Raw genomic sequence first — 25,074 nt, 5'->3', positions numbered from 1 at the left:
CGTTCCCGGCCCGGGGCATGCCCCGGGCCGGGGGGTCAGACCGCCAGGGCGCGGTCGGTCGGCTTGACCGGGTACGGGAGGGTGCTGCTGCCGGTCAGGTAGCGGTCGACGCCGCGGGCGGCCGAGCGGCCCTCCGCGATGGCCCACACGATCAGGGACTGGCCGCGGCCGGCGTCGCCGGCGACGAAGACGCCGTCGACGTTGGTGGCGTAGGAGGCGTCGCGGGCGATGTTGCCCCGCTCGTCCAGGTCCAGGCCGAACTGCTCGACCAGGCCGTTCGACCGGTCGGTGCCGGTGAAGCCCATCGCCAGGGTGACCAGCTGGGCCGGGATGGACCGCTCGGTACCCGGCTTCTGGACCAGCTTGCCGTCGGTGAACTCGACCTCGACGAGGTGGAGCGCCTTGACGTTGCCGTCCTCGTCGCCCTCGAAGCGGGTGGTGGAGACGGAGTAGACCCGCTCGCCGCCCTCCTCGTGGGCGGAGGTGACCTTGTAGAGCATCGGGAAGGTCGGCCAGGGCTGGTTGGCGTTCCGCTCCTCGCCGGGCCGCGGCATGATCTCCAGCTGGGTGACCGACAGCGCGCCCTGGCGGTGGGCGGTGCCCACGCAGTCCGCGCCGGTGTCGCCGCCTCCGATCACGACGACGTGCTTGCCCTCGGCGGTGATGGGCGGGGCGACGAAGTCGCCCTCCTGCACCTTGTTCGCGAGCGGCAGGTACTCCATCGCGAAGTGGATGCCGCCCAGTTCGCGGCCGGGGACCGGCAGGTCGCGGGAGACGGTCGCGCCGGCCGCGATGACGACCGCGTCGAACCGCTTGCGGAGGTCGCCGGCCGTGATGTCGCGGCCGACCTCGATGCCGGTGCGGAACTTGGTGCCCTCCGCGCGCATCTGCTCGATGCGGCGGTTGATGTGGACCTTCTCCATCTTGAACTCGGGGATGCCGTAGCGCAGCAGGCCGCCGATGCGGTCGGCGCGCTCGTAGACGACGACGGTGTGGCCGGCCCGGGTGAGCTGCTGGGCGGCGGCCAGGCCGGCGGGCCCGGATCCGATGACGGCGGCGGTCTTGCCGGAGAGGCGCTCGGGGACCTGCGGGGCGACGCCGCCGTTGTCCCACGCCTGGTCGATGATCGAGACCTCGACGTTCTTGATGGTGACGGCCGGCTGGTTGATGCCGAGGACGCACGCCGACTCGCAGGGGGCCGGGCAGAGGCGGCCGGTGAACTCCGGGAAGTTGTTCGTGGCGTGCAGCCGCTCCGAGGCGGCCGACCAGTCCTCGCGGTAGGCGTAGTCGTTCCACTCCGGGATCAGGTTCCCGAGCGGGCAGCCGTTGTGGCAGAACGGGATGCCGCAGTCCATGCAGCGGCCGGCCTGCTTGCTGATGATCGGCAGGAGCGAGCCGCGGACGTAGACCTCGTTCCAGTCCTTGACGCGCTCGGCGACGGGACGGGAGCAGGCGGTCTTGCGCTCGGTGGTGAGGAAGCCCTTCGGGTCAGCCATGGGTCGCCGCCTCCATCATCTTCTCGGTGGTCTCGGACTCGGAGAGTCCGGCCCGCTCAGCGGCGTCCTTGGCGGCGAGCACTGCCTTGTACGTGGTCGGAATGATCTTGCTGAAGCGGTCCGCGGCGGCGGACCAGTCGGCGAGGAGCTTCGCGGCGACCGTCGAGCCGGTCTCCTCCTGGTGGCGGCGCACCACATCGTGCAGCCACTGCCGGTCCTCGTCCGAGAGGGCCTCGACGGCGCCCAGGTTGCCGGCGTTGACGTTGTCCCGGTCGAGGTCGACGACGTAGGCGACGCCGCCGGACATGCCGGCCGCGAAGTTGCGGCCGGTCTCGCCGAGGACGACGGCCGTGCCGCCGGTCATGTACTCGCAGCCGTGGTCGCCCACGCCCTCGGAGACGACGACGGCGCCGGAGTTGCGGACGCAGAACCGCTCGCCGGTGCGGCCGCGCAGGAACATCTCGCCGCCGGTGGCGCCGTAGCCGATGGTGTTGCCGGCGATGGTCGAGTACTCGGCGAGGTGGTCGGCGCCGCGGTCGGGGCGGACCACGATACGGCCGCCGGAGAGGCCCTTGCCGACGTAGTCGTTGGCGTCGCCCTCCAGGCGGAGCGTGACGCCCTTGGGGAGGAACGCGCCGAAGGACTGGCCGGCGGAGCCGGTGAAGGTCAGGTCGATGGTGTTGTCGGGCAGGCCCGCACCGCCGAACCGCTTCGTGACCTCGTGGCCGAGCATGGTGCCGACGGTCCGGTTGATGTTGCGGATGGCGACCTGGGCCCGGACCGGCTGGGCCTCCTCGGCCGTCGCCGCGTTCAGCGCGTCGGCGGCGAGCTCGATCAGCTCGTTGTCGAGGGCCTTCTCCAAGCCGTGGTCCTGCGCGATCAGGGCGTGGCGGACCGCGCCCTCGGGCAGGTCGGGCACGTGGAAGAGGGGCGCGAGGTCGAGTCCCTGGGCCTTCCAGTGGGTGACGGCCTGGTCGGTGTCGAGGAGCTCGGCGTGTCCGACGGCCTCCTCGATCGAGCGGAAGCCCAGCTCGGCGAGGAGCTCGCGGACCTCTTCGGCGATGAACTCGAAGAAGTTGACGACGAACTCGGGCTTGCCGGAGAACCGGTCGCGCAGCACCGGGTTCTGCGTGGCGATGCCGACCGGGCAGGTGTCCAGGTGGCAGACGCGCATCATGACGCAGCCGGAGACGACGAGCGGCGCGGTCGCGAAGCCGAACTCCTCGGCGCCGAGCAGCGCGGCGATGACGACGTCGCGGCCGGTCTTGAGCTGGCCGTCGGTCTGGACGACGATCCGGTCGCGCAGCCCGTTCAGCAGCAGGGTCTGCTGGGTCTCGGCGAGGCCGAGCTCCCAGGGTCCGCCCGCGTGCTTGAGGGAGGTCAGCGGGGAGGCGCCGGTGCCGCCGTCGTGGCCGGAGATCAGGACGACGTCCGCGTGGGCCTTGGAGACGCCCGCGGCGACCGTGCCGACGCCGACCTCGGAGACCAGCTTCACGTGGATGCGGGCGGCCGGGTTGGCGTTCTTCAGGTCGTGGATGAGCTGGGCGAGGTCCTCGATGGAGTAGATGTCGTGGTGCGGCGGCGGGGAGATCAGGCCGACGCCCGGGGTGGAGTGGCGGGTCTTGGCGACCCAGGGGTACACCTTGTGGCCGGGCAGCTGGCCGCCCTCGCCGGGCTTGGCTCCCTGCGCCATCTTGATCTGGATGTCGTCGGCGTTGACGAGGTACTCGGAGGTGACGCCGAAGCGGCCGGAGGCGACCTGCTTGATCGCCGAGCGGCGCGCCGGGTCGTACAGGCGGTCCGGGTCCTCGCCGCCCTCGCCGGTGTTGGACTTGCCGCCCAGCTGGTTCATGGCGATGGCGAGGGTCTCGTGCGCCTCCTTGGAGATGGAGCCGTACGACATGGCGCCGGTGGAGAACCGCTTGACGATCTCGGAGACCGGCTCGACCTCGTCCAGCGGGACGGAGGGGCGGTCGCTCCTGAAGCCGAAGAGGCCGCGGAGCGTCATGAGGCGCTCGGACTGCTCGTTCACCCGGTCGGTGTACTTCTTGAAGATGTCGTACCGGCGGTTGCGGGTGGCGTGCTGGAGCCGGAAGACGGTCTCCGGGTCGAACAGGTGCGGCTCGCCCTCGCGGCGCCACTGGTACTCGCCGCCGATCTCCAGCGCGCGGTGCGCGGCGGATGTGCCGGAGGCCGGGTAGGCCTTGGCGTGGCGGGCGGCGACCTCCTTGGCGATGACGTCGAGGCCGGCGCCGCCGATCTTGGTGGCGGTGCCCTGGAAGTACGTGGCGACGAACTCCTCGTCGAGGCCGACGGCCTCGAAGACCTGGGCGCCGCGGTAGGAGGCGACGGTGGAGATGCCCATCTTGGACATGACCTTCAGGACGCCCTTGCCCAGGGCGTAGATCAGGTTCCTGATGGCCTGCTCGGGCTCGATGCCCTCGATGAACGTGCCGGCGCGCAGCAGGTCCTCGACGGACTCCATCGCCAGGTAGGGGTTGACGGCGGCGGCGCCGTAGCCGATGAGCAGGGCGACGTGGTGGACCTCGCGGACGTCGCCGGCCTCGACGAGCAGGCCGACCTGGGTGCGCTGCTTGGTCGCGATGAGGTGGTGGTGGACCGCGGCGGTCAGCAGCAGCGACGGGATCGGCGCGTGCTCGGCGTCCGAGTGGCGGTCCGACAGGACGATCAGGCGGGCGCCGTTCGCGATGGCCGCGTCGGCCTCGGAGCGGATCTCGGCGATGCGGGCGGCGAGCGCGTCGGCGCCGCCGGAGACCCGGTAGAGGCCGGAGAGGGTGGCCGCCTTCATGCCGGGCATGTCGCCGTCGGCGTTGATGTGGATGAGCTTGGCCAGCTCGTCGTTGTCGATGACCGGGAAGGGCAGGGTGACGCTGCGGCAGGACGCGGCGGTCGGCTCCAGCAGGTTGCCCTGCGGGCCCAGCGAGGACAGCAGCGAGGTGACGAGCTCCTCGCGGATGGCGTCCAGCGGCGGGTTGGTGACCTGCGCGAACAGCTGGGTGAAGTAGTCGAAGAGCAGCCGGGGGCGCTCGGAGAGCGCGGCGATCGGCGAGTCGGTGCCCATGGAGCCGATCGGCTCGGCTCCGGTGCGGGCCATCGGGGCGAGGATGACGCGCAGCTCTTCCTCGGTGTAGCCGAAGGTCTGCTGGCGCCGGGTGACCGAGGCGTGGGTGTGGACGATGTGCTCGCGCTCGGGGAGGTCGGTGAGCTCGATCTCGCCGGACTCCAGCCACTCCGCGTAGGGGGCGGCGGCGGCCAGACCGGCCTTGATCTCGTCGTCCTCGATGATCCGGTTCTGGGCGGTGTCGACGAGGAACATCCGGCCCGGCTGGAGGCGGCCCTTGCGGACGACCTTGGCGGGGTCGATGTCGAGGACGCCGACCTCGGAGGAGAGCACGACGAGGCCGTCGTCGGTGACCCAGTAGCGGCCGGGGCGCAGGCCGTTGCGGTCGAGGACGGCGCCGACCTGGGTGCCGTCGGTGAAGGTGACGCAGGCCGGGCCGTCCCAGGGCTCCATCATCGTGGAGTGGTACTGGTAGAAGGCGCGGCGGGCCGGGTCCATGGAGGTGTGGTTCTCCCACGCCTCCGGGATCATCATCAGGACCGCGTGGGGCAGGGAGCGGCCGCCGAGGTGGAGGAGTTCCAGGACCTCGTCGAAGGACGCCGAGTCGGAGGCGTCCGGGGTGCAGATCGGGAAGATCCGGTCGAGGGCGCCCTGGCCGAAGGCGTCGGTGGCGAGCTGGGACTCGCGGGCCCGCATCCAGTTCCGGTTGCCCTTGACGGTGTTGATCTCGCCGTTGTGGGCGACGAACCGGTACGGGTGGGCCAGCGGCCACGACGGGAAGGTGTTGGTGGAGAACCGGGAGTGGACCAGGGCGAGCGCCGAGGCGAAGCGGCGGTCGGAGAGGTCGGGGAAGAACGGCTCCAGCTGGCCCGTGGTGAGCATGCCCTTGTAGACGATGGTCCGGGCGGACAGCGACGGGAAGTAGGTGGCGGCCTCGCGCTCGGCGCGCTTGCGCAGCACGAAGGCCTTGCGGTCCAGGGCGATGCCGGTGCTCTCGCCGTCGGCGACGAAGAGCTGGGAGAAGGCCGGCATGGTGGCGCGGGCGCCGCTGCCGAGGAGGTCCGGGGTGACGGGGACCTCTCGCCAGCCGAGGACCGTCAGGCCCTCCTCGGCGGCGATGGCCTCGATCTGCTCCACGGCGGCGGCCTGTGCGGTGCCGTCGGCGGGGAGGAAGGCGATGCCGACGGCGTACGCGCCGGCCTCGGGGAGCTCGAAGCCGGCCACCTCGCGCAGGAACGCGTCGGGGACCTGGCTGAGGATGCCGGCGCCGTCGCCGGAGTCGGGCTCGGAGCCGGTGGCGCCGCGGTGCTCGAGGTTCCGCAGTACGGTCAGCGCCTGGTCGACCAGCGCGTGGGTGGCCTCGCCGGTGAGGTTCGCCACGAAACCGACGCCGCAGGCGTCCTTCTCGTTGCGCGGGTCGTACATGCCCTGGGGGGCGGGGCGACCGTCCATGGGCGACCAGGCGGTGCTGCTGGGGCCGGTCGCGGAGTGCGTGGATGCGGAACGCATCGGCTCTCCCGTCGTCGTCGTGGCATTGTGCATGGCCGAGGGACGACGTTGGCCCTCTGCGAAATTTCGTGCAGGTTACATGATGACCGCAATCTTGCGAACCGGATACGGCGTTTCACCATGCGGACACTGCACGGGGCGGGATACGGGGTTCCCCGCGCTGCTGCGAGGCGTGTGGAAGGGTGCCGGCGGGGGCGGGGGCCCGACGCGGAAACGGGCATCGTTGCCCGGCGCGCCCCGGTGTGATGCCCGGCGGACACGGAATCGAAACCACCGGGTAATGAACTACTTATGTGGTGCGCTGCATAGTGTCTCACCGCGAGGGCGTTCAGCCTATGGCCCCGCCGATCCAGGTTCCCAGGATGTACGTCACACCGGCGGCCGCGCCACCCAGGAGCAGCTGCCGCAGGCCGCTGTACCACCAGGAGCGGGCGGTGACCTTGGAGACGACCGCGCCGCACGCGAAGAGTCCGGCCAGGGCGAGCAGCACGGCGGGCCACAGGGCGGTCGCGCCGAGCAGGTAGGGCAGGACGGGCAGCAGGGCGCCGAGCGCGAACGAGCCGAAGGAGGAGGCGGCGGCGACCAGCGGCGAGGGCAGGTCGTCGGGGTCGATGCCGAGCTCCTCGCGGGCGTGGATCTCCAGCGCCTGCTCGGGGTCGCGGGAGAGCTGCATGGCGACCTCGCGGGCGAGGGCGGGCTCGACTCCGCGGGAGACGTACAGCTCGGCGAGCTCCTCCATCTCGTCGACCGGGTGCTTTCGCAACTGCTGCCGCTCGACGTCGAGTTCGGCGAGGACGAGTTCGCGCTGCGAGGCGACGGAGGTGTACTCGCCGGCGGCCATGGAGAACGCGCCGGCGGCGAGCCCGGCCAGTCCGGCGATCACGATGCCGGCGGGGGCGGCGGCTCCGCCGGCCACGCCGGTCATCAGCGCGAGGTTGGAGACCAGGCCGTCCATCGCGCCGAACACCGCCGGGCGCAGCCACCCGCCGTTGACGTCCCGGTGGGTGTGGTTGTCGCGGTGCGCGGTGTGCAGCGGCGCTTCGGTGTCGATGATGGACATGCGGCTCTTCTCCCCTTTTGTACCCATGGGGGCCGTGAGACGGTCCGCTCCCCCCGAACACCTCGAAACTACGCACGATTTCAACCGTCCGCCAGCAAGGAAGGCCGTACTTACCTGGGCGTTTGCTGGTCGGCGACCGGGTGACGCCCCTGCGGGCGAGGCGTTTCGCGACGGGCGACAATCCTCACTTCATGGAACAAATCCCCTTGGGGGCCACGGCTCCCGGTACGGTCACTGCCACGGGATCCACTCCGTCCCCGACACGGCCCTCACCGCACAGGAGGCAGCACGCCCATGACGGCCATCACCGTGCTCGGCAGCACCAACATGGACCTCGTCGCCTACGTCCCCAAGGCCCCCCGGCTCGGGGAGACGGTCACCGGCCGGGAGTTCCGCACCGTCCCCGGCGGCAAGGGCGCCAACCAGGCCGTCGCCGCGGCCCGCCTCGGGGCGCGCGTGGCGATGATCGGCGCGGTCGGCGCGGACGCGTTCGGCGTACGGCTGCGCTCCGCGCTCACCGCGGCCGGCGTCGACACCTGCGCCCTGCGCACCGTGGAGGGCGCCAGCGGAACGGCGCACATCACCGTGGACGACGAGGGCGGCAACAGCATCATCGTCGTCCCCGGCGCCAACGGCCTCGTCACGGGACTGGAGTCCGGCGACGAGGAGCGGATCGCCGCCTCGGGAACGCTGCTGCTGCAACTGGAGGTGCCGCTCTCCGCGGTGTCGGCCGCGGCCCGCGCGGCGCGGGCGCACGGCGTGCGGACGGTGCTGACGCCGGCGCCGGTGCAGCCGCTGCCCCCGGACCTGCCGGACGCGGTCGACCTGCTCGTGCCCAACGAGCACGAGGCCGCCGCGCTGACCGGGCTGACCGATCCCCGCCAGGCGGCGGCCGCGCTGCTGGAGCGGTTCCCCGAGGTGGTCGTCACCCTCGGTGCGGCGGGCGCCCTGCACGCCGCGCGCGGGCAGGATCCGTACACGGTGCCCGCGCCGCAGGTCAGGGCGGTGGACACCACGGCCGCCGGAGACACCTTCGCCGGGGCGCTGGCGGTGGCCCTGGGCGAGGGGCGCCCGATGCGGGAGGCGATGGCCTGGGCGGCGGCGGCCGCGGCGCTGTCGGTGCAGCGGCCGGGCGCGCAGGACGCGATGCCGGACCGGGCCGAGGCCGACGCCGCCTTCGCCGCAGGGCCGCGGCCGTGAAACCGCCCCGGCCGGACCCCGGCCGCCCGCCCGGCGCGGACAACGGCGCCGACCCGACCGAGTCCGGCCTCGCGGAGGCCGAGACGAGCACGCTCCGGAAGGAGAGGGCGCTGTGATCCTGACCTGGCTCTACGCACCCGGGGACCACCAGGACGTGGTGGCCAAGGCGCTGTGCTGCGGGGCCGACGCCGTCATCGTCGACCTGGAGGACGCCGTACCGGCCTCCCGCAAGGAGTACGCCCGCGCGGCCACGGCGGAACTGCTCGCCGAGCGGCCGCCGGTGCCGGTGTACGTACGCGTCAACGCCCTCGACTCCCCCTGGGCCGGCGCCGACCTGGCCGCCCTGGCGGGGCTGCGGGGCCTGGCGGGGGTGCGGCTGGCGAAGGTCACCGCGCCGGCGCAGGTCGTGCAGGCCGCCGAGCGGACGGGCGGGGCGGCCCTGTACGCGCTGCTGGAGTCGGCGCTGGGCGTGGAGCGGGCGTACGAGATCGCCCGTGCGCACCCGGCCCTGCGCGGGATCGCCCTGGGCGAGGCCGATCTGCGCGCCGATCTGGGGTGCGGGACCGAGGAGGGCCTGGACTGGCCGCGGTCGCGGGTGGTGGTCGCCGCCCGGGCGGCCGGGCTGGCGCCGCCCGCCCAGTCGGTCTTCCCCGACATCCGGGACCTGGAGGCGCTCGCCGCCTCCTGCGCCCGCGGGCGGGCGCTCGGCTTCCTGGGCCGGGCGGCGATCCACCCGCGCCAGCTCCCGGTGATCGAGCGGGCCTACCTGCCGGGGCCGGAGGAGGTCGGCGCCGCGCAGGAGGTCGTGGCCGCGGCACGCCGCAACCCCGGGGCGGCGGTCCTGCCCGACGGGCGGTTCGTCGATGCGGCGGTGCTGGCGGTCGCGGAGCGGGTCATGGCGCTGTCGCGCCGCGAGTCGCCGGTGCCGGTGCCGTCCTGAGCGGCCGCGCCGCCGGCGGCGGGAACGCCGCAGGGGCGCCGCGCTGCCTGCGCGGCGCCCCTGCGGGCGGATCCTCCGGGTGCCCGGATCAGAGCTTCTCGGCCCCGGTCGCGTCGGCCGCGCCGCCGGCCGGGGCGGGGGCCTTGTCGGCGGCGGCCGGCTTGGCGAGGTCCGCCTTGGGCGCCGCCGCGGGCCCGACGGCCGCGTCCTCCGCATCGGCCGGCTTCGCGGCGGCGGCCTTCGCGTCGGCGCTCTCGGCGTCGGCGCTCTCGGCGTCGGCGGCCTTCGCAGCGTCCCCCGCGCCGGCCGGCTTCACGGCGGCCTCCTGGTCGGAGGCCGCGGGGCCGCGGTCCGGCTCGACGACCTCCTCGCGGCCCGGCCGCAGCTTCGCGGAGACCGTGAGGTAGACGACGGCCAGGACGAAGACGGCGATCGCGGTCCAGACGTTGAGCCGCAGGCCGAGGATGTGGTGCGCCTCGTCGACCCGCATGTACTCGATCCAGCCGCGGCCCGCGCAGTACGCGGCGACGTACAGGGCGAAGGCCCGGCCGTGGCCCAGCCGGAAGCGCCGGTCCGCCCAGATCACGAGCGCGGCGACGCCGAGGCACCACAGCGACTCGTACAGGAACGTCGGGTGGTAGGTGCCGCCGACCCGGTTCGGGCCGTCGCTGATCTCGACGGCCCACGGCAGGTCGGTGGCGCGGCCGTACAGCTCCTGGTTGAACCAGTTGCCCCAGCGGCCGATGGCCTGGGCGAGGGCGATGCCGGGGGCGAGGGCGTCGGCCCAGGCGGGCAGCGGGATGCCCCGCAGGCGGCAGCCGATCCAGGCGCCGACCGCGCCGAACGCGATGGCGCCCCAGATGCCGAGGCCGCCCTCCCAGATCTTGAAGGCGTCGACCCAGTTGCGGCCTTCGCCGAAGTAGAGCTGGTAGTCGGTGATCACGTGGTAGAGGCGGCCGCCGACCAGGCCGAACGGAACCGCCCACACGGCGATGTCCGCGACGGTGCCCGGCTTTCCTCCGCGCGCGATCCAGCGCTTGTTGCCGAGCCAGACGGCGGCGAAGACGCCGATGATGATGCAGAACGCGTAGCCGCGCAGCGGGATCGGCCCGAGGTGGACCACACCGGTCGACGGACTGGGAATGTAGGCAAGTTCCATGGCAGGTCCGACGCTACCCTGCCGGGCGGTGCGCACGGCAACCCGCCCGGCGTTCCCGCCATCAAATCGACACCTCGTGTCCGCCGGGCGGCGTCACTCCCGGGCCGCCCCCGACGCGCCCGAGCCGCGGGCCGGCGCCGACGGGGACCCCGAGGGGGACGCCGAGCGCGAGGCGGCCGCGGAGCCCTTCGCCTTGGAGGCCGGCGAGGCCGGCGCCCCCGCCGCGGACGGCGACCCGGAGGCGGCCGGGGAGGCGCTCGCCGTGCCGCCGCCCTTCGCCGCGGCCTCGACGATCTCCTTCATCTTCTGCGGGGTGATCTGCTCGGTCATCACGTCCTTGCCGTTCAGCAGCACCGTGGGGGTGCCGCGGAACTTCCCGGCCCGGAAGGCCTCGAAGGACTTGGCGACCCAGCTCTCGTGCGTCCCGTCCTCGACGCACCGGCGGAACTCCGGCGTGTCGAGCCCGGGGACCTTGCCCGCCAGCTCCAGCAGCTTCGCGTTCTTGCCGTAGGCGTCGTCCGGCTCGGGCGGCTGGTTCTCGAACAGCACGTCGTGGTAGGCGGTGAACTTCCCGGCGTCCTGGGCGCAGGCCGCCGCGTTGGCGCTCTTGAGCGAGCCGCTGCCGCCCATGTTCCCGTCGATCAGGGTGACCAGGTGGTAGTCGGTCTTGAGCAGGCCCTTGGCCTCCAGCTCGTGGACCGTGTCCTTGTACATGGTCTCGAAGGCCTTGCAGGCCGGGCAGCGGAAGTCCTCCCACACGACCAGCGTGGACGGGGCCTCGGCGCTGCCCGTCCGGATGGCGAGGGCGTCCTCGCCGGTGGCCCCGGAGGGCGCCGTGACGGGTCCGCCGCCTCCGCTGTCCTTGCCGGTGTTGGCCGCGATCAGGCCGACGACGGCCGCGAGGCCGAGCACGCCGACCACGGCCGTCGCCACGACGAGCGTCCGCCGGCGCTTGTCCTTCCTCTGCTGCCGCTCGCGCTCCGCCTGGAGGCGCTCGCGGGCCGATCGGTTCTTCGCTTGGCGGTTCGCACCGTCGTTCATCTCGCTCACGGTCGGGCAAACGAAGCAGGGAGGCACTCCCGTGCCCCCCTGCTCCCAGATCCACCCGATCGGGCTACAGAACCCTTTCGGGGCGCGCCCGGCGTCAGCTCCTGCGTACGCCTTCCGCAAGTTCGCCCGCCAGCGCCCGCACGGCCGCGAGCCCGGCCGGCAGGTCCGGCGCGTCCAGCAGCAGCTTCACGAACGCCGAGCCGACGATCACCCCGTCGGCGAAGCCGGCGACCTCCTTGGCCTGGACGGCGTTGGAGACGCCGAGCCCGACGCAGACGGGCAGCTCCGTGGTGGCGCGGGTGCGGCGGACCAGCTCCTGCGCCTCGTTGCCGACGGACTCCCGGGTCCCGGTGACGCCCATGAGGGAGGCGGCGTAGACGAAGCCCGAGCCGGCCGCGGTGATCGTGGCGAGGCGGGCGTCCCTGCTGCTGGGGGCGACGACGAAGACGGTCGCGAGGCCGTGCTTGTCGGCGTGCTCCCGCCACAGGGCGGACTCCTGCACCGGCAGGTCGGGCAGGATGCAGCCGGCGCCGCCCGCCTCGGCCAGCTCGGCGGCGAACCGCTCCGGGCCGTAGCGGTCGATCGGGTTCCAGTACGTCATCACCAGCACCGGGGCGCCGGTCGCCTCGTGCGCCTCGCGGACCGTGCGCAGCACGTCGGCGATCCTGACGCCGCCGCGCAGGGCGATGTCGTCGGCGGTCTGGATGACGGCGCCGTCGAGGACGGGGTCGCTGTGCGGGAGGCCGACCTCGACGATGTCGGCGCCGCCGGCGAGGACGGCCTTGACGGCCTCGATGCCGCCGTCGACGGTCGGGAAGCCGGCCGGGAGGTAGGCGACCAGGGCGGCGCGGTCCTCGGCCCTGGCCTTGGCGAGGGTGTCGCCCAGCAGCCGGATGTTGCCCTTGCTCACTTCGACTCCCCCTCGGTGTCGTACAGCCCGAAGTAGCGGGCGGCGGTGTCCATGTCCTTGTCGCCGCGGCCGGACAGGTTGACCACGACGAGCCCGTCCGGGCCGAGTTCGCGGCCCAGGTCGAGGGCGCCGGCGAGGGCGTGCGCCGACTCGATGGCCGGGATGATGCCCTCGGTGCGGGAGAGCAGGCGCAGGGCCTGCATGGCGGCGTCGTCGGTGACGGCGCGGTACTCGCCGCGGCCGCTGTCCTTGAGGAAGGAGTGCTCCGGGCCGATGCCCGGGTAGTCCAGGCCGGCGGAGATCGAGTACGGCTCGGTGATCTGGCCCTCGTCGTCCTGGAGGACGTAGGAGCGGGAGCCGTGCAGGATGCCGGGCTCGCCGGCGGTGAGGGTGGCCGCGTGCTCGCCGGTCTCGACGCCGTGCCCGGCGGGCTCGAAGCCGACGAGGCGCACGCCGGTGTCGGGGAGGAAGGCGTGGAAGAGGCCGATGGCGTTGGAGCCGCCGCCGACGCAGGCGGCGACGGCGTCGGGCAGGCGGCCGGTGCGCTCCAGGATCTGGCGGCGGGCCTCGACGCCGATGACGCGGTGGAAGTCGCGGACCATGGCGGGGAAGGGGTGGGGGCCGGCGACGGTGCCGAAGAGGTAGTGGGTGCGGTCGACGTTGGCGACCCAGTCGCGGAACGCCTCGTTGATGGCGTCCTTGAGGGTGCGGGAGCCGGACTTCACGGCGATGACCTCGGCGCCCAGCATCCGCATGCGGGCCACGTTCAGGGCCTGGCGCTGCGTGTCGACCTCGCCCATGTAGACGGTGCAGTCGAGGCCGAAGAGGGCGCAGGCGGTGGCGGTGGCCACGCCGTGCTGGCCGGCGCCGGTCTCGGCGATGACGCGGGTCTTGCCCATGCGCTTGGTGAGGAGGGCCTGGCCCAGCACGTTGTTGATCTTGTGCGAGCCGGTGTGGTTGAGGTCCTCGCGCTTGAGGAAGATCCGGGCGCCGCCGGCGTGCCCGGCGAAGCGGGGCACCTCGGTCAGGGCGCTGGGGCGGCCGGTGTAGTTGACCATGAGGTCGTTGAGCTCGGCCGCGAAGGCGGGGTCGTGCTTGGCCTTCTCGTACTCGACGGCGACCTCGTCCACGGCGGCGACGAGGGCCTCCGGGATGAACTTGCCGCCGAAGTCGCCGAAGTAGCCCTCGGCGTTGGGGACGCGGCCTTCCGGGTCCGGTACGAAGAAGTCAGTGGCGCTGGACATGCCGGCAACTCCTGGGGTGTGCGGTGCGGCGGATGGTTTTCACCGTATGGCGCCGCCCGCCCGCGACGGGCACACCACACCCTTCGGGGGTGCGGGTGCGTGCGGTGCGGGGCCCGTGCGCGCGGAGGGCCGTGGGGGCCGTCGGGGCGCAGGGCTGTGCGGAGGGGGCCGTGCGGGGCTGCCGCACGGGTCGTCCCGTCCGTCCTACGGCGCTTCTCCGCGGCGCCATCGCATGCCGTTGACCTGTCCGGGCTCGGAGCCGATGACGTAGCGGACCCGCCGCCCGTGGACGCGCCGGGCCGGGGCGCGGCAGCCGCGGGGGCGGCAGCCGCGCGCCAGGGGCGCGTGGGCCGTCGGCACGCCGGCTGCCGGGCGGCGGCCCGGGCGGGTGCTGACGGGGGTGCGGTCGGGGGTCACGGCTGCGGTCAGCTCCGCCCGTGGCGCAGGGCGGGGTGGGCGCCGGCGGCGACGAGGTCGGCCACGGCCGACTTCGGGTCGCGTCCGGTCACCAGGGACTCCCCCACGAGGACGGCGTCGGCGCCCTCGTTGGCGTAGGCGATCAGGTCGTGCGGTCCGCGGATGCCGGACTCGGCGACCTTGACGATGTGCGCCGGGATCTCGCCGACGACGCGCTCGAAGGTGGAGCGGTCGACGCTGAGGTCCTTGAGGTTGCGGGCGTTCACGCCGATGATCTTCGCGCCGGCGGCGACCGCGCGCTCGATCTCCTCCTCGTCGTGGACCTCGACGAGCGGGGTGAGGCCGATGGACTCGGCCCGCTCGATGAGGGAGACGAGGGCCTCCTGCTCCAGGGCCGCGACGATCAGCAGGGCGAGGTCGGCGCCGTAGGCGCGGGCCTCCCACAGCTGGTACGCCGTGACGATGAAGTCCTTGCGGAGGATCGGGATGTCCACGCGGGCGCGGACTGCCTCCAGGTCGGCCAGCGAGCCGCCGAAGCGGCGCTGCTCGGTGAGGACGGAGATGACCGCCGCACCGCCCGCCTCGTAGTCGGCGGCGAGTCCGGCCGGGTCGGCGATCGCGGCCAGCGCGCCCTTGGACGGGCTGGACCGCTTGACCTCGCAGATCACCTTGACGCCGTCGCCGCGCAGGGCCGCGACGCCGTCCTTCGCCTGGGGCGCCTTGGCGGCACGCTCCTTGAGTTCGTCGAGGCTCACGAGGGCCTGCCGTTCGGCAAGGTCTTCGCGGACCCCTTCGATGATCTCGTCGAGCACACTCACGCGAGCGGCCCCCTTCCGGGTCGATGACGGTCGGCCGCCGTGCAGACACGTACGACTGCAAGGTCGGCAATCAAATGGTATCCGGCCACGGCGCGCCGCTCCGCCCGCGGCTGCGGGCGTCCCATTGGCTGGACATTCGGAATACGCGATTCATATGTGCCTCAAGGGGCCAGTGCGGCGCCGAAGGGCAGGTTCCGGACGACGGAGAACACCAGGGCCGCCCCGCCGAGAGCCCACCAGTAAGGGCCGCTGAGGGCGAAACGCGGGGTGGGAGCGCCGCGCCAGGCCCGCAGCAGCCACAGGGCGGCGAATCCGGCGAAGGCGAAGTAGCCGATCACGGCCATCGCATTCGCCCCGAATGCGGCCGCGAGATCGCCGTGGGCGAACGCGTGGGCGCTGCGCAGGCCGCCGCATCCCGGGCACAGGATTCCGGTCAGCCGGAAAAGCGGGCAGACCGGATAGTGACCGGGTTCGTTGGGGTCCACGGCGCCCACGTACGCAAATGCGGCGGCCGCCGCCAGCACGGTGAGGGCCGGGGCGGCGAGCCTGCGCGCCCGCGGGGCCGGTACGGCGCCCGGGGCCCCGGAGGTGCCCGGCGCGAGGTGCGCGGGCGGGGCGGCGGCGCCGGCCGCCGCGGCGGGCGGCGGGGCCTGTCCGGCCGGGGGCCGGGGGGTGCTGGAGGCGTCCACGCGCTGATTCTCCCCGGTGACGGCGAAAGGCGCAGCCCGACCGGGCCGCGCCTTCCTGGTCACGGCTCTGGGTCCGCGTCCGGCGGCGCTCAGGCCTTGGCCGCGGCGATGGCCTTGGCGAGGTCGTCGTGGGCGGGCTTCGGCGCGCCCATGCCGGCGGCCCTCATGCCGAGGCCGACGACGCCTCCGAGCGCGACGACGACGAGGCCCGCCCAGAACCCGACCGGGTTCGCCAGCACCATGAAGGCGCCGGAGACGCAGAAACCGATGAAGGCGATGATGACACCGGTCCAGGCGGCCGGGGTGTGACCGTGGCTGCTGCCCGCCATGAGTTGCTCCTCGTTTTGCTCTGTCGCACGTGCGGTGCCGCACGCTCGGTTGCCATTGTCCCGCACGGTCGGCGGGCGGTGCTCAGCGGGTGGGGTCCTCGCCGCGGTCCAGGGCCTTCCACAGGTCCTCGGGCCGGTCGGGGTCCGCCGCGGCGGGCCGGGCGGCCCGGGGGCCGCCGTCCCGCTCGTAGCGGCCTCCCATGGCGGGCCAGGCGCCGCCGAACCGCAGGGCGAGCAGCCCGGCGGCCAGGATCAGGGCGGCCCCGGCGGCCGTGGCGTACGGCCAGGCGGTCTGCGCGGACGTCGCGACGTGCGCGGCGGAGTCCGCGGCCGTCCGGGCGGCCTGCTCGTCCAGCGCCCGGCGTCCGTCGCCGGCGAGGAGCGCGGCGAGGGCCGCGCCGAGGCCGCTGAGCGCCAGCAGCGCCGCGACCAGCTGCCGGCCCCGGCCGCGTACGGCGAAGACGGCGACGAGCGCGGCGAGGCCGACGACGGCCAGGGCGGCGGGCAGCCCGGTGACGTCGCCGCCCTCCGCGGTCAGGGGAACGGTGCCGCCGCCGACGGCCGCGGTGCCGCGGGCCCACACCCGGCCGGAGCCGAGGAGGACCACGCAGGCGCCGAGCGCGCCGAGCAGCAGGGCGGCGGCCACGCTGCGGCGGCTGCCGGTGTCGTTTCGGGAGGGGGGTGCGGCACTCACGCCCCCCACTATCCCCTACCGCCCCGAGGCGTCGGCCATCCGGTTCGCCGCGGCGACCGCGCGGAGCACCGCGGAGGCCTTGTTGCGGCACTCCAGGTCCTCCAGCTCGGCCACCGAGTCGGCGACCACGCCCGCGCCGGCCTGCACGTACGCGGTTCCGTCGCGGAGCAGGGCGGTGCGGATGGCGATGGCGGTGTCGGAGTCGCCGGCGAAGTCGAGGTAGCCGACGCAGCCGCCGTACAGGCCGCGGCGGGTGGGCTCCAGCTCCTCGATGATCTGCATGGCGCGCGGCTTGGGCGCCCCGGAGAGGGTGCCGGCGGGGAAGCAGGCGGTGAGCACGTCGAAGGCGGTCCTGCCCTCGGCGACGCGGCCGGTGACGGTGGACACGATGTGCATGACGTGCGAGTACCGCTCGATGCTCATGAAGTCGACGACCTCGACCGAGCCGGGCTCGCACACCCGGCCCAGGTCGTTGCGGCCCAGGTCGACGAGCATCAGGTGCTCGGCCCGCTCCTTGGGGTCGGCGAGCAGCTCCTCGGCGAGTTCGTGGTCGCGCTGCGGGGTGGCACCGCGGTGGCGGGTGCCCGCGATCGGGTGCACCATGGCCCGGCCGTCCTCGACCTTGACGAGGGCCTCGGGGCTGGAGCCGACGACGTCGAAGCCGTTCTCGAAGCGGAAGAGGTACATGTACGGGGACGGGTTGGTGGCCCGCAGCACCCGGTAGACGTCCAGGGCGGAGGCGTGGCAGGGCGTCTCGAACCGCTGCGAGGGCACGACCTGGAAGGCCTCGCCGGCCCTGATCCGCTCCTTGACGTCCTCGACGGCGGCCTGGTAGTCGGCGCCGCCCCACAGGGCGGAGAAGGCGGGCAGCTCGGGGGAGGGCAGCGGGGCGGGCGTGTAGGGGGCGGGCCGGGCGAGGTCGGCCTCCATGGCGTCGAGGCGGGCGACGGCGTCCGCGTAGGCCTCGTCGACGCCGGTGTCGAGGTCGTTGTGGTTGATGGCGTTGGCGATGAGCTGGACGCTGCCGTCCCAGTGGTCGAGGACCGCGAGGTCGGAGGTGAGCAGCATGGTCAGCTCGGGCAGCCGGAGGTCGTCGGTGCCGTGGTCGCCGATGCGCTCCAGGCGGCGCACGATGTCGTAGCCGAGGTAGCCGACCATGCCGCCGGTGAAGGGCGGCATCCCGGCGGCGAGGTCGCGCGGGGTGTGCAGGGCCTCCACGGTGGCGCGCAGCGCCTGCAGCGGGTCGCCGCCGGTGGGGACGCCGACGGGCGGGGTGCCGATCCAGTGGGCCTCGCCGTCGCGGACGGTGAGGGTGGCGTGGCTGCGGACGCCGACGAAGGAGTAGCGGGACCAGGAGCGGCCGTTCTCGGCGGACTCCAGCAGGAAGGTGCCCGGGCGCTCGGCGGCGAGCTTGCGGTAGAGGCCGACGGGGGTGTCGCCGTCGGCGAGCAGCTTGCGGCTCACCGGGATGACGCGGCGGTCGGCGGCGAGCTTGCGGAACTGTTCGAGGTCCATGCGTGGGGTTACCTAACCTGCCTGGTCGGCGGCGAGCGGGAGGACGTCGGCGTCGAAGCACGTGCGGGCGCCGGTGTGGCAGGCGGCGCCGACCTGGTCGACCTTGACGAGGAGGGTGTCGGCGTCGCAGTCGAGGGCGACGGACTTCACGTGCTGGACGTGCCCGGAGGTGTCCCCCTTGACCCAGTACTCCCGGCGGCTGCGGGACCAGTAGGTGCAGCGGCCGGTGGTCAGGGTGCGGTGGAGCGCCTCGTCGTCCATCCAGCCGAGCATGAGCACCTCACCGGTGTCGTACTGCTGGGCGATGGCCGGGACGAGGCCGTCCGCGGAGCGCTTGAGCCGGGCCGCGATGGCGGGGTCGAGGGAGGAGCTGGTCATGCGGGCCATTGTGCCGCGCGGGGCGGGGGGTGGCGGATCACCGTCCGCCTGATGGGCGGGCACGCGGCGCGCCGCCGCCGTAGGCTTGCCCGCATGTCTACCCATGCGAAGCGCGAACGCCTGCTGCTGGCTGACCTGTTGGAGTCGGCGGGCCCGCATGCGCCCACCCTGTGCGAGGGCTGGCTGACCCGGGACCTGGCGGCGCACGTCGTCGTGCGGGAGCGCCGCCCGGACGCTGCGGGCGGCCTGCTGCTGAACGTGCTGAAGGACCGGCTGGACAAGGCGATGGCCGAGTACGCGGCGAAGCCGTACGAGGAGTTGCTCCAGCTGATCCGGACGGGCCCGCCGAAGCTGTCGGTGTACTCGCTGAAGCAGGTCGACGAGGCGGCGAACGCGGTGGAGTTCTACGTGCACACGGAGGACGTGCGGCGGGCGCAGCCCGACTGGACGCCGCGGCAGCTGGACCCGGTGTTCTCGGACGCGCTGTGGTTCCGGCTGGAGAAGCTGGCCCGGCTGACGGGGCGCCGCTCGCCGGTGGGGCTGGTGCTGCGGCGGCCGGACGGGCGCACGGTGGTGGCGCACAAGGGGACGCCGGTGGTGACGGTGACGGGCGAGCCGGGCGAGCTGGTGCTGTTCTGCTTCGGCCGGCAGGCCTCGGCGTCCGTGGAGCTGGACGGCGAGCAGCAGGCGGTCGCCCGCCTGACGAAGGCCCGCCTGGGCATCTGAACCGCCGCCTCCTGCCCCCGCGTGGGCGGGGGCAGGAGGGGCGCCGGGGTCAGCGGACGGGGTGGCCCGCCGCGCGGAGGGTGTCCTTGACCTGGGAGATCCGCAGGTCCCCGAAGTGGAACACCGAGGCGGCGAGGACCGCGTCGGCGCCGGCCTCGATGGCCGGCGGGAAGTGCTCCAGGCGGCCGGCGCCGCCGGAGGCGATCACCGGGACGGTGACGTGCTTGCGGACGGCGGCGATCATCTCGGTGTCGTAGCCGTCCTTGGTGCCGTCGGCGTCCATCGAGTTCAGCAGGATCTCGCCGGCGCCCAGCTCGGCCGCCCGGTGGGCCCACTCGACGGCGTCGATGCCGGTGCCGCGGCGGCCGCCGTGGGTGGTGACCTCGAAGGACCCGGTGTCCGTGCGGCGGGCGTCGACGGACAGGACGAGGACCTGCCGGCCGAACCGCTCGGCGATCTCCCGGATCAGGTCGGGCCGCTCGATGGCGGCCGTGTTGACGCCGACCTTGTCGGCGCCGGCCCGCAGCAGCCGGTCCACGTCCTGCGCGGTGCGGACGCCGCCGCCCACGGTGAGCGGGATGAAGACCTGCTCGGCGGTGCGGCGCACCACGTCGTAGGTGGTCTCCCGGTTGCCGGACGAGGCGGTGATGTCGAGGAAGGTCAGCTCGTCGGCGCCCTCGGCGTCGTACAGCCTGGCCATCTCGACGGGGTCGCCCGCGTCGCGCAGGTTCTGGAAGTTGACACCCTTGACGACGCGGCCGCTGTCCACGTCCAGGCAGGGGATCACCCGTACGGCGAGTGACATCAGGACTCCCCTCGGTGGGCTTCGACCTCGACCTCGACGACGAGGCCCGGATCGGTGAAGCCGGAAACGATGATCATGGAGGTGGCGGGGCGGACGGAGTCGAAGAGCTCCTTGTGGGCCCGGCCCACCTCGTCGACGTCCCGCGCGTGGGTGAGGTACATCCGGGTGCGGACGACGTGCTCGGCGCCCAGGCCGGCCTGCGCGAGCGCGTCGAAGGCGGCGCGGAAGGCGTTGACCGCCTGCTCGTACGGCCCGCCGGCGACGACCTTGCCGTCGACGACGGAGGTGCAGCCGGAGACGAGCACCAGCCCGTTCGGCAGCTCGACGGCCCGGGAGCAGCCCACGGCCTCCTCCCAGGGGCCGCCCGCGGAGATGCGGCGGACGCCGCCGGTGGCGGTCATGCGCCGGCCACCACCCGCAGCGCCTCCTCCAGGGTGAAGTTCTTGGCGTACAGGGCCTTGCCGACGATCGCGCCCTCGACGCCCAGCGGCACCAGCTCGGCGAGCGCCCGCAGGTCGTCCAGGCCGGCGATGCCCCCGGAGGCGACGACCGGCCGGTCGGTGGCGGCGCACACGTTCCGCAGCAGCTCCAGGTTGGGGCCGGTCAGGGTGCCGTCCTTGCCGATGTCGGTGACGACGTACCGGGCGCAGCCCTCGGAGTCCAGGCGGGCCAGGGTCTCGTACAGGTCGCCGCCCTCGCTGGTCCAGCCGCGGCCCTTGAGGGTGGTGCCGCGGACGTCGAGGCCGACCGCGATGCGGTCGCCGTGCTCGGCGATGGCCTTGGCGGTCCACTCGGGGGCTTCGAGGGCGGCGGTGCCGAGGTTGACGCGGGTGCAGCCGGTGGCGAGCGCGGCGGCGAGGGTGGCGTCGTCGCGGATGCCGCCGGACAGCTCGACCTTGATGTCGAGGGCGCCGGTGATCTCGGCGACGAGGGCGCGGTTGTCGCCGGTGCCGAAGGCGGCGTCCAGGTCGACGAGGTGGAGCCATTCGGCTCCGGCGCCCTGCCAGGCGAGGGCCGCCTCCAGCGGGGAGCCGTAGGAGGTCTCGGTGCCGGACACGCCGTGCACCAGGCGTACGGCCTGGCCGTCGCGGACGTCGACCGCCGGGAGGAGTTCCAGCGTCGCGCGGGGCTCGGTCATCACAGGGTCTCGATCCAGTTGGTGAGGAGCTGGGCTCCGGCGTCGCCGGACTTCTCGGGGTGGAACTGGGTGGCCCACAGGGCGCCGTTCTCGACGGCCGCGACGAAGCGCTCGCCGTGGGTGGCCCAGGTGACCTTGGGGGCGCGGATCGCCGGGTTGGTGACCTCCAGGCTCCAGTCGTGGGCCGCGTAGGAGTGGACGAAGTAGAAGCGGGCGTCGGCGTCGAGCCCGGCGAAGGCCCGGCTGTCGGCGGGCGCCTCGACGGTGTTCCAGCCCATGTGGGGGACGACCGGGGCGCGGAGCGGGCCGACGGTGCCGGGCCACTCGTCGAGTCCCTCGGTCTCGACGCCGTGCTCGATGCCGCGCTCGAAGAGGATCTGCATGCCGACGCAGATGCCCATGACGGGGCGGCCGCCGGAGAGGCGGCGGCCGATGATCCAGTCGCCGCGGACGGACTTCAGGCCCTGCATGCAGGCGGAGAAGGCGCCGACGCCGGGGACGAGCAGGCCGTCGGCGTCCATGGCCTTGTCGTAGTCGCGGGTGATCTCGACGTCCGCGCCGACGCGCGCGAGGGCACGCTCGGCGGAGCGGACGTTGCCGAAGCCGTAGTCGAGGACGGCGACCGTCTTGGTGGGTCGGGCAGAGCTCATTCCCAGACTCCCTGGATCCGCAGGACTCCGGCGGCGAGGCACATCGCGGAGCCGATGGCGAGTAGCAGGACGACCGACCTGGGCATCTGCTGCTTCTGGAAGGAGTACACGCCGCCGGCCAGGAACAGGCCGACGACGATCAGTACGGTGCTGAGGCCGTTCACGGCTAGAGGGCGCCCTTCGTCGAGGGCAGGATGCCGGCGGCGGCCGCACGCGGGTCGAGTTCGGAGGCGTACCGCAGGGCGCGCGCGAGCGCCTTGAACTGGCACTCCACGATGTGGTGGGCGTTGCGGCCGTACGGGACGTGGACGTGCAGGGCGATCTGGGCCTGCGCGACGAAGGACTCCAGGATGTGCCGGGTCATCGTCGTGTCGTACGCGCCGATCATCGGGGCCATGTTCTCGGGCTCGGTGTGCACGAGGTAGGGGCGGCCCGACAGGTCCACGGTCACCTGGGCGAGGGACTCGTCCAGGGGGACGGTGCAGTTGCCGAAGCGGTAGATGCCGACCTTGTCGCCGAGGGCCTGCCTGAAGGCGGCGCCGAGGGCGAGGGCGGTGTCCTCGATGGTGTGGTGGCTGTCGATGTGCAGGTCGCCGTCGGTCTTGACCGTGAGGTCGAACATGCCGTGGCGGCCGAGCTGGTCGAGCATGTGGTCGTAGAAGCCGACGCCGGTGGACACGTCGACCTGGCCCGTTCCGTCGAGGTTTATCTCGACGACGACGGAGGTCTCCTTCGTGGTGCGCTCGACCCGTCCGATGCGGCTCATGCGTGCTGCTCCTTCTTGAGTGCGCGAACCGCTTCCAGGAACGCGTCGTTCTCGGCCGGGGTGCCCGCGGTGACCCGCAGCCATCCCGGTACGCCGTTGTCCCGGACCAGGACGCCCCGGTCGAGGATCTGCTGCCAGGCGGTGTGGGAGTCCGGGAACCTGCCGAACTGGATGAAGTTCGCGTCGGACTCGGTGACCTCGTAGCCGATGGCCCGCAGTTCGGCGACCAGCCGGTCCCGCTCGGCCTTGAGCTGCTCGACGTAGCCGAGCAGGGTGTCGGTGTGCTCCAGGGCCGCCAGGGCGGTGGCCTGGGTGACGGCCGAGAGGTGGTACGGCAGGCGCACCAGCTGGACGGCGTCGACGACGGCCGGGTGCGCGGCGAGGTAGCCCAGGCGCAGTCCGGCGGCGCCGAAGGCCTTGGACATGGTCCGGGAGACCACCAGGTTCGGGCGGCCCTCGATCAGCGGCAGGAGGGAGGGGCGGTGGCTGAACTCGACGTACGCCTCGTCCACGACGACCAGGGACGGCTTGGCCGCCTGGGCCGCGTCGTGGAGGGCGAGGACGGTCTCCGCCTCCACCGCGGTGCCGGTGGGGTTGTTGGGGGAGGTGATGAAGACGACATCGGGTGCATTCTCCGCGATGGCCCTGGCCGCGGCGTCCGGGTCGATCGTGAAGTCGTCCCGGCGCGGCCCGGAGATCCAGCCGGTCCCGGTGCCGCGGGCGATCAGGGCGTGCATGGAGTACGAGGGCTCGAAGCCGATCGCGGTGCGGCCGGGCCCGCCGAAGGTCTGCAGGAGCTGCTGGATGACCTCGTTGGAGCCGTTGGCGGCCCACACGTTCTCCCTGCCGACCGGGTGCCCGGCCGTACGGGTGAGGTAGGCGGCCAGGGCGGTCCGCAGCTCGACGGCGTCCCGGTCGGGGTAGCGGTTGAGTGTGCGGGCCGCGTCGGCGACGCGTTCGGCGATGCGCCGTACCAGCTCCTCGGGGAGCTCGTACGGGTTCTCGTTGGTGTTGAGCTGTACGGGGACGTCCAGCTGGGGCGCACCGTAGGGGCTCTTGCCGCGCAGCTCGTCCCGGATGGGCAGGTCGTCGATGCCGATGGCTCTGTCGGTCACTGGCCGGGCACCTTCCATCCGAAGCGGGCCTTGAGGGCGGCGCCGTGCGCGGGCAGGTCCTCGGCCTCGGCGAGGGTGACCACGTGGTGGGCGACCTCGGCGAGGGCGTCGCGCGTGTAGTCGACGATGTGGATGCCGCGCAGGAAGGACTGCACGGACAGGCCGGAGGAGTGGCAGGCGCAGCCGCCGGTGGGCAGGACGTGGTTGGAGCCGGCGCAGTAGTCGCCGAGGGAGACCGGCGCCCAGGGGCCGACGAAGATCGCGCCGGCGTTGCGGACGCGGGCCGCCCAGGCGGCGGCGTCGGCCGTCTGGATCTCCAGGTGCTCGGCGCCGTACGCGTCGACGACCTTCAGGCCGTCCTCCAGGCTGTCGACGAGGACGATCGCGGACTGCCTGCCCGCGAGGGCCGGGCGGATCCGGTCCTCGACGTGCTTGGTGGCGGCGACCTGCGGGGCGAGCTCCTTCTCGACGGCGGCCGCGAGGTCCTCGGAGTCGGTGACGAGGACGGCGGCGGCCAGCGGGTCGTGCTCGGCCTGGCTGATCAGGTCGGCGGCGACGTGCACCGGGTCGGCGGTGGCGTCGGCGAGGACGGCGATCTCGGTCGGGCCGGCCTCGGTGTCGATGCCGATCTTCCCGGTGAAGTAGCGCTTGGCCGCGGCGACCCAGATGTTGCCCGGGCCGGTGACCATGTTGACCGGCAGGCAGTCCTCGGTGCCGTACGCGAACATCGCGACGGCGACGGCGCCGCCCGCCGCGTACACCTCGTCCACGCCGAGCAGGGCGCAGGCGGCGAGGATGGTCGGGTGGGGCAGGCCGCCGAACTCGGCCTGCGGCGGGGAGGCCAGCGCGATCGAGCCGACGCCGGCCTCCTGCGCGGGGACGACGTTCATGACGACGGACGACGGGTAGACCGAGCGGCCGCCCGGCGCGTACAGGCCGACGCGCTCGACCGGAACCCACTTCTCGGTCACGGTGCCGCCGGGCACGACCTGCGTGGTGTGCTCGGTGCGCCGCTGGCTGCGGTGCACGGTCCGGGCGCGGCGGATCGACTCCTCCAGCGCGGCGCGGACCTTCGGGTCGAGGCCGGCGAGCGCCTCGGTGAGCGCCTCGGCGGGGACCCTGACCTGCTCCAGCCGGACTCCGTCGAACTTCTGCGCGTACTCGATCAGCGCCGCCGTGCCGCGATGATGGACGTCCTCGCAGATGGGCCGCACCTTCTCCAGGGCGGCTTCCACGTCGAACTCGGCACGGGGCAGCAGGTCGCGCAGGGCCGCGCCCTCGGGGAGGGCGTCGCCGCGCAGGTCGATACGAGAGATCACCCCCCAATTCTCTCAGACCGCTTCCGTGCACCGTTCGCCCGTATCACTGGCTGATACGCGTCCCG

The 25,074-nt window shown here is 73.4% G+C and carries 25 protein-coding genes; 3 read left to right on the top strand and 22 right to left on the bottom strand.

Going from position 1 to position 25,074, the window contains the following annotated elements; translation table 11 throughout:
* Positions 1–35: 35 nt before the first annotated feature.
* From ACZ462_RS20295 to ACZ462_RS20285, 3 genes are all read right to left on the bottom strand, one after another.
* On the bottom strand, positions 36–1,496 hold the full coding sequence (locus tag ACZ462_RS20295) for a glutamate synthase subunit beta (protein ID WP_467809044.1): 1,461 nt from the start codon (positions 1,494–1,496) through the stop codon (positions 36–38).
* Complete coding sequence (gene gltB, locus ACZ462_RS20290) at positions 1,489–6,030, bottom strand: glutamate synthase large subunit (protein WP_467809045.1); 4,542 nt, start codon at positions 6,028–6,030, stop codon at positions 1,489–1,491. Before gltB ends, ACZ462_RS20295 begins: the two co-directional genes overlap by 8 nt.
* A gap of 385 nt (positions 6,031–6,415) precedes the next feature.
* On the bottom strand, positions 6,416–7,147 hold the full coding sequence (locus ACZ462_RS20285) for a VIT1/CCC1 transporter family protein (RefSeq protein WP_467809043.1): 732 nt from the start codon (positions 7,145–7,147) through the stop codon (positions 6,416–6,418).
* Between the two features lie 294 nt (positions 7,148–7,441).
* On the opposite strand from ACZ462_RS20285, the gene rbsK reads away from it, so the two are divergent.
* Together rbsK and ACZ462_RS20275 are read left to right on the top strand one after the other, a co-directional pair.
* Positions 7,442–8,347 carry a ribokinase gene (rbsK, locus tag ACZ462_RS20280; RefSeq protein ID WP_467809042.1) on the top strand — a complete coding sequence of 302 codons (906 nt, stop codon included), beginning with the start codon at positions 7,442–7,444 and terminating at the stop codon, positions 8,345–8,347.
* A 112-nt stretch (positions 8,348–8,459) separates the two neighbouring features.
* Positions 8,460–9,287 (top strand): HpcH/HpaI aldolase/citrate lyase family protein, encoded by an 828-nt coding sequence (locus ACZ462_RS20275; protein ID WP_467809041.1) that lies wholly within the window; start codon positions 8,460–8,462, stop codon positions 9,285–9,287.
* An 88-nt stretch (positions 9,288–9,375) separates the two neighbouring features.
* On the opposite strand, the gene lgt is transcribed toward ACZ462_RS20275, so the two are convergent.
* From lgt to hisI, 11 genes are all read right to left on the bottom strand, one after another.
* Positions 9,376–10,446: a prolipoprotein diacylglyceryl transferase gene (gene lgt, locus ACZ462_RS20270; RefSeq protein WP_467809040.1), complete on the bottom strand. Its 1,071-nt coding sequence runs from the start codon at positions 10,444–10,446 to the stop codon at positions 9,376–9,378.
* 93 nt (positions 10,447–10,539) lie between these two features.
* A complete protein-coding gene (locus tag ACZ462_RS20265; protein ID WP_467809039.1) occupies positions 10,540–11,487 on the bottom strand; it encodes a DsbA family protein in 948 nt (315 codons plus the stop codon).
* 103 nt (positions 11,488–11,590) lie between these two features.
* Positions 11,591–12,406, bottom strand: a complete 816-nt coding sequence (gene trpA / locus ACZ462_RS20260) for a tryptophan synthase subunit alpha (RefSeq protein WP_467809037.1) — start codon at positions 12,404–12,406, stop codon at positions 11,591–11,593.
* Positions 12,403–13,650, bottom strand: coding sequence for a tryptophan synthase subunit beta (gene trpB / locus ACZ462_RS20255; protein ID WP_467809036.1), 1,248 nt, complete (start codon positions 13,648–13,650; stop codon positions 12,403–12,405). Before trpB ends, trpA begins: the two co-directional genes overlap by 4 nt.
* 204 nt (positions 13,651–13,854) lie before the next feature.
* Positions 13,855–14,079: a tryptophan biosynthesis modulator TrpM gene (gene trpM / locus ACZ462_RS20250; protein ID WP_373298970.1), complete on the bottom strand. Its 225-nt coding sequence runs from the start codon at positions 14,077–14,079 to the stop codon at positions 13,855–13,857.
* The gene (gene trpC, locus ACZ462_RS20245) at positions 14,076–14,885 is read right to left on the bottom strand and encodes an indole-3-glycerol phosphate synthase TrpC (RefSeq protein ID WP_467809035.1); all 810 of its coding nucleotides are present in this window, start codon (positions 14,883–14,885) and stop codon (positions 14,076–14,078) included. Before trpC ends, trpM begins: the two co-directional genes overlap by 4 nt.
* A 161-nt stretch (positions 14,886–15,046) precedes the next feature.
* Positions 15,047–15,574 carry a DUF2752 domain-containing protein gene (locus tag ACZ462_RS20240; RefSeq protein WP_467809034.1) on the bottom strand — a complete coding sequence of 176 codons (528 nt, stop codon included), beginning with the start codon at positions 15,572–15,574 and terminating at the stop codon, positions 15,047–15,049.
* 89 nt (positions 15,575–15,663) lie between these two features.
* A complete protein-coding gene (locus tag ACZ462_RS20235) occupies positions 15,664–15,903 on the bottom strand; it encodes an HGxxPAAW family protein (RefSeq protein WP_365506777.1) in 240 nt (79 codons plus the stop codon).
* 82 nt (positions 15,904–15,985) lie between these two features.
* Positions 15,986–16,606 carry a TIGR02234 family membrane protein gene (locus ACZ462_RS20230; protein WP_467809033.1) on the bottom strand — a complete coding sequence of 207 codons (621 nt, stop codon included), beginning with the start codon at positions 16,604–16,606 and terminating at the stop codon, positions 15,986–15,988.
* 6 nt (positions 16,607–16,612) lie between these two features.
* Complete coding sequence (locus ACZ462_RS20225) at positions 16,613–18,112, bottom strand: anthranilate synthase component I (RefSeq protein ID WP_467809032.1); 1,500 nt, start codon at positions 18,110–18,112, stop codon at positions 16,613–16,615.
* 12 nt (positions 18,113–18,124) lie between these two features.
* The gene (gene hisI / locus ACZ462_RS20220; protein WP_373298965.1) at positions 18,125–18,499 is read right to left on the bottom strand and encodes a phosphoribosyl-AMP cyclohydrolase; all 375 of its coding nucleotides are present in this window, start codon (positions 18,497–18,499) and stop codon (positions 18,125–18,127) included.
* 84 nt (positions 18,500–18,583) lie between these two features.
* Here hisI and ACZ462_RS20215 point away from each other — a divergent pair, with 84 nt between their 5' ends.
* Positions 18,584–19,216 (top strand): TIGR03085 family metal-binding protein, encoded by a 633-nt coding sequence (locus ACZ462_RS20215; protein ID WP_467809031.1) that lies wholly within the window; start codon positions 18,584–18,586, stop codon positions 19,214–19,216.
* Positions 19,217–19,265: 49 nt separating this feature from the next.
* On the opposite strand, the gene hisF is transcribed toward ACZ462_RS20215, so the two are convergent.
* The 8 genes from hisF to hisD are packed head-to-tail and all read right to left on the bottom strand — an operon-like array spanning position 19,266 to position 25,009.
* A complete protein-coding gene (gene hisF, locus ACZ462_RS20210; protein WP_467809030.1) occupies positions 19,266–20,021 on the bottom strand; it encodes an imidazole glycerol phosphate synthase subunit HisF in 756 nt (251 codons plus the stop codon).
* Entirely contained in the window at positions 20,021–20,422 is a 402-nt protein-coding gene (locus ACZ462_RS20205; RefSeq protein WP_467809028.1) for a RidA family protein, read from the bottom strand. Before ACZ462_RS20205 ends, hisF begins: the two co-directional genes overlap by 1 nt.
* Complete coding sequence (gene priA / locus ACZ462_RS20200; protein ID WP_467809027.1) at positions 20,419–21,159, bottom strand: bifunctional 1-(5-phosphoribosyl)-5-((5-phosphoribosylamino)methylideneamino)imidazole-4-carboxamide isomerase/phosphoribosylanthranilate isomerase PriA; 741 nt, start codon at positions 21,157–21,159, stop codon at positions 20,419–20,421. Before priA ends, ACZ462_RS20205 begins: the two co-directional genes overlap by 4 nt.
* Positions 21,159–21,809, bottom strand: a complete 651-nt coding sequence (hisH, locus tag ACZ462_RS20195) for an imidazole glycerol phosphate synthase subunit HisH (RefSeq protein ID WP_467809026.1) — start codon at positions 21,807–21,809, stop codon at positions 21,159–21,161. The genes priA and hisH overlap by 1 nt, the downstream gene beginning before the upstream one ends.
* Positions 21,806–21,973: a hypothetical protein gene (locus ACZ462_RS20190; RefSeq protein ID WP_467809025.1), complete on the bottom strand. Its 168-nt coding sequence runs from the start codon at positions 21,971–21,973 to the stop codon at positions 21,806–21,808. The genes hisH and ACZ462_RS20190 overlap by 4 nt, the downstream gene beginning before the upstream one ends.
* A gap of 2 nt (positions 21,974–21,975) precedes the next feature.
* Complete coding sequence (gene hisB, locus ACZ462_RS20185; RefSeq protein ID WP_467809024.1) at positions 21,976–22,575, bottom strand: imidazoleglycerol-phosphate dehydratase HisB; 600 nt, start codon at positions 22,573–22,575, stop codon at positions 21,976–21,978.
* Entirely contained in the window at positions 22,572–23,690 is a 1,119-nt protein-coding gene (locus ACZ462_RS20180; protein ID WP_467809022.1) for a histidinol-phosphate transaminase, read from the bottom strand. Before ACZ462_RS20180 ends, hisB begins: the two co-directional genes overlap by 4 nt.
* On the bottom strand, positions 23,687–25,009 hold the full coding sequence (gene hisD, locus ACZ462_RS20175; RefSeq protein WP_467809021.1) for a histidinol dehydrogenase: 1,323 nt from the start codon (positions 25,007–25,009) through the stop codon (positions 23,687–23,689). The genes ACZ462_RS20180 and hisD overlap by 4 nt, the downstream gene beginning before the upstream one ends.
* Between the last annotated feature and the right edge of the window lie 65 nt (positions 25,010–25,074).

This window comes from Streptomyces sp. NPDC031121, from assembly GCF_055570615.1.
The sequence above is the reverse complement of the archived record's forward strand: the minus strand, read 5'-3'. Positions and strand labels throughout refer to the sequence as shown.

Excerpts from the sequence above, each read along its gene's own strand:
- ACZ462_RS20295 (WP_467809044.1), bottom strand. The coding sequence starts at position 1,496 with ATGGCTGACCCGAAGGGCTTCCTCACCACCGAGCGCAAGACCGCCTGC.
- gltB (WP_467809045.1), bottom strand. The coding sequence starts at position 6,030 with ATGGACGGTCGCCCCGCCCCCCAGGGCATGTACGACCCGCGCAACGAG.
- ACZ462_RS20285 (WP_467809043.1), bottom strand. The coding sequence starts at position 7,147 with ATGTCCATCATCGACACCGAAGCGCCGCTGCACACCGCGCACCGCGAC.
- rbsK (WP_467809042.1), top strand. The coding sequence starts at position 7,442 with ATGACGGCCATCACCGTGCTCGGCAGCACCAACATGGACCTCGTCGCC.
- lgt (WP_467809040.1), bottom strand. The coding sequence starts at position 10,446 with ATGGAACTTGCCTACATTCCCAGTCCGTCGACCGGTGTGGTCCACCTC.
- ACZ462_RS20265 (WP_467809039.1), bottom strand. The coding sequence starts at position 11,487 with ATGAACGACGGTGCGAACCGCCAAGCGAAGAACCGATCGGCCCGCGAG.
- trpB (WP_467809036.1), bottom strand. The coding sequence starts at position 13,650 with ATGTCCAGCGCCACTGACTTCTTCGTACCGGACCCGGAAGGCCGCGTC.
- ACZ462_RS20235 (WP_365506777.1), bottom strand. The coding sequence starts at position 15,903 with ATGGCGGGCAGCAGCCACGGTCACACCCCGGCCGCCTGGACCGGTGTC.
- ACZ462_RS20225 (WP_467809032.1), bottom strand. The coding sequence starts at position 18,112 with ATGGACCTCGAACAGTTCCGCAAGCTCGCCGCCGACCGCCGCGTCATC.
- hisI (WP_373298965.1), bottom strand. The coding sequence starts at position 18,499 with ATGGCCCGCATGACCAGCTCCTCCCTCGACCCCGCCATCGCGGCCCGG.
- ACZ462_RS20215 (WP_467809031.1), top strand. The coding sequence starts at position 18,584 with ATGTCTACCCATGCGAAGCGCGAACGCCTGCTGCTGGCTGACCTGTTG.
- hisF (WP_467809030.1), bottom strand. The coding sequence starts at position 20,021 with ATGTCACTCGCCGTACGGGTGATCCCCTGCCTGGACGTGGACAGCGGC.
- ACZ462_RS20205 (WP_467809028.1), bottom strand. The coding sequence starts at position 20,422 with ATGACCGCCACCGGCGGCGTCCGCCGCATCTCCGCGGGCGGCCCCTGG.
- priA (WP_467809027.1), bottom strand. The coding sequence starts at position 21,159 with ATGACCGAGCCCCGCGCGACGCTGGAACTCCTCCCGGCGGTCGACGTC.
- hisH (WP_467809026.1), bottom strand. The coding sequence starts at position 21,809 with ATGAGCTCTGCCCGACCCACCAAGACGGTCGCCGTCCTCGACTACGGC.
- hisB (WP_467809024.1), bottom strand. The coding sequence starts at position 22,575 with ATGAGCCGCATCGGACGGGTCGAGCGCACCACGAAGGAGACCTCCGTC.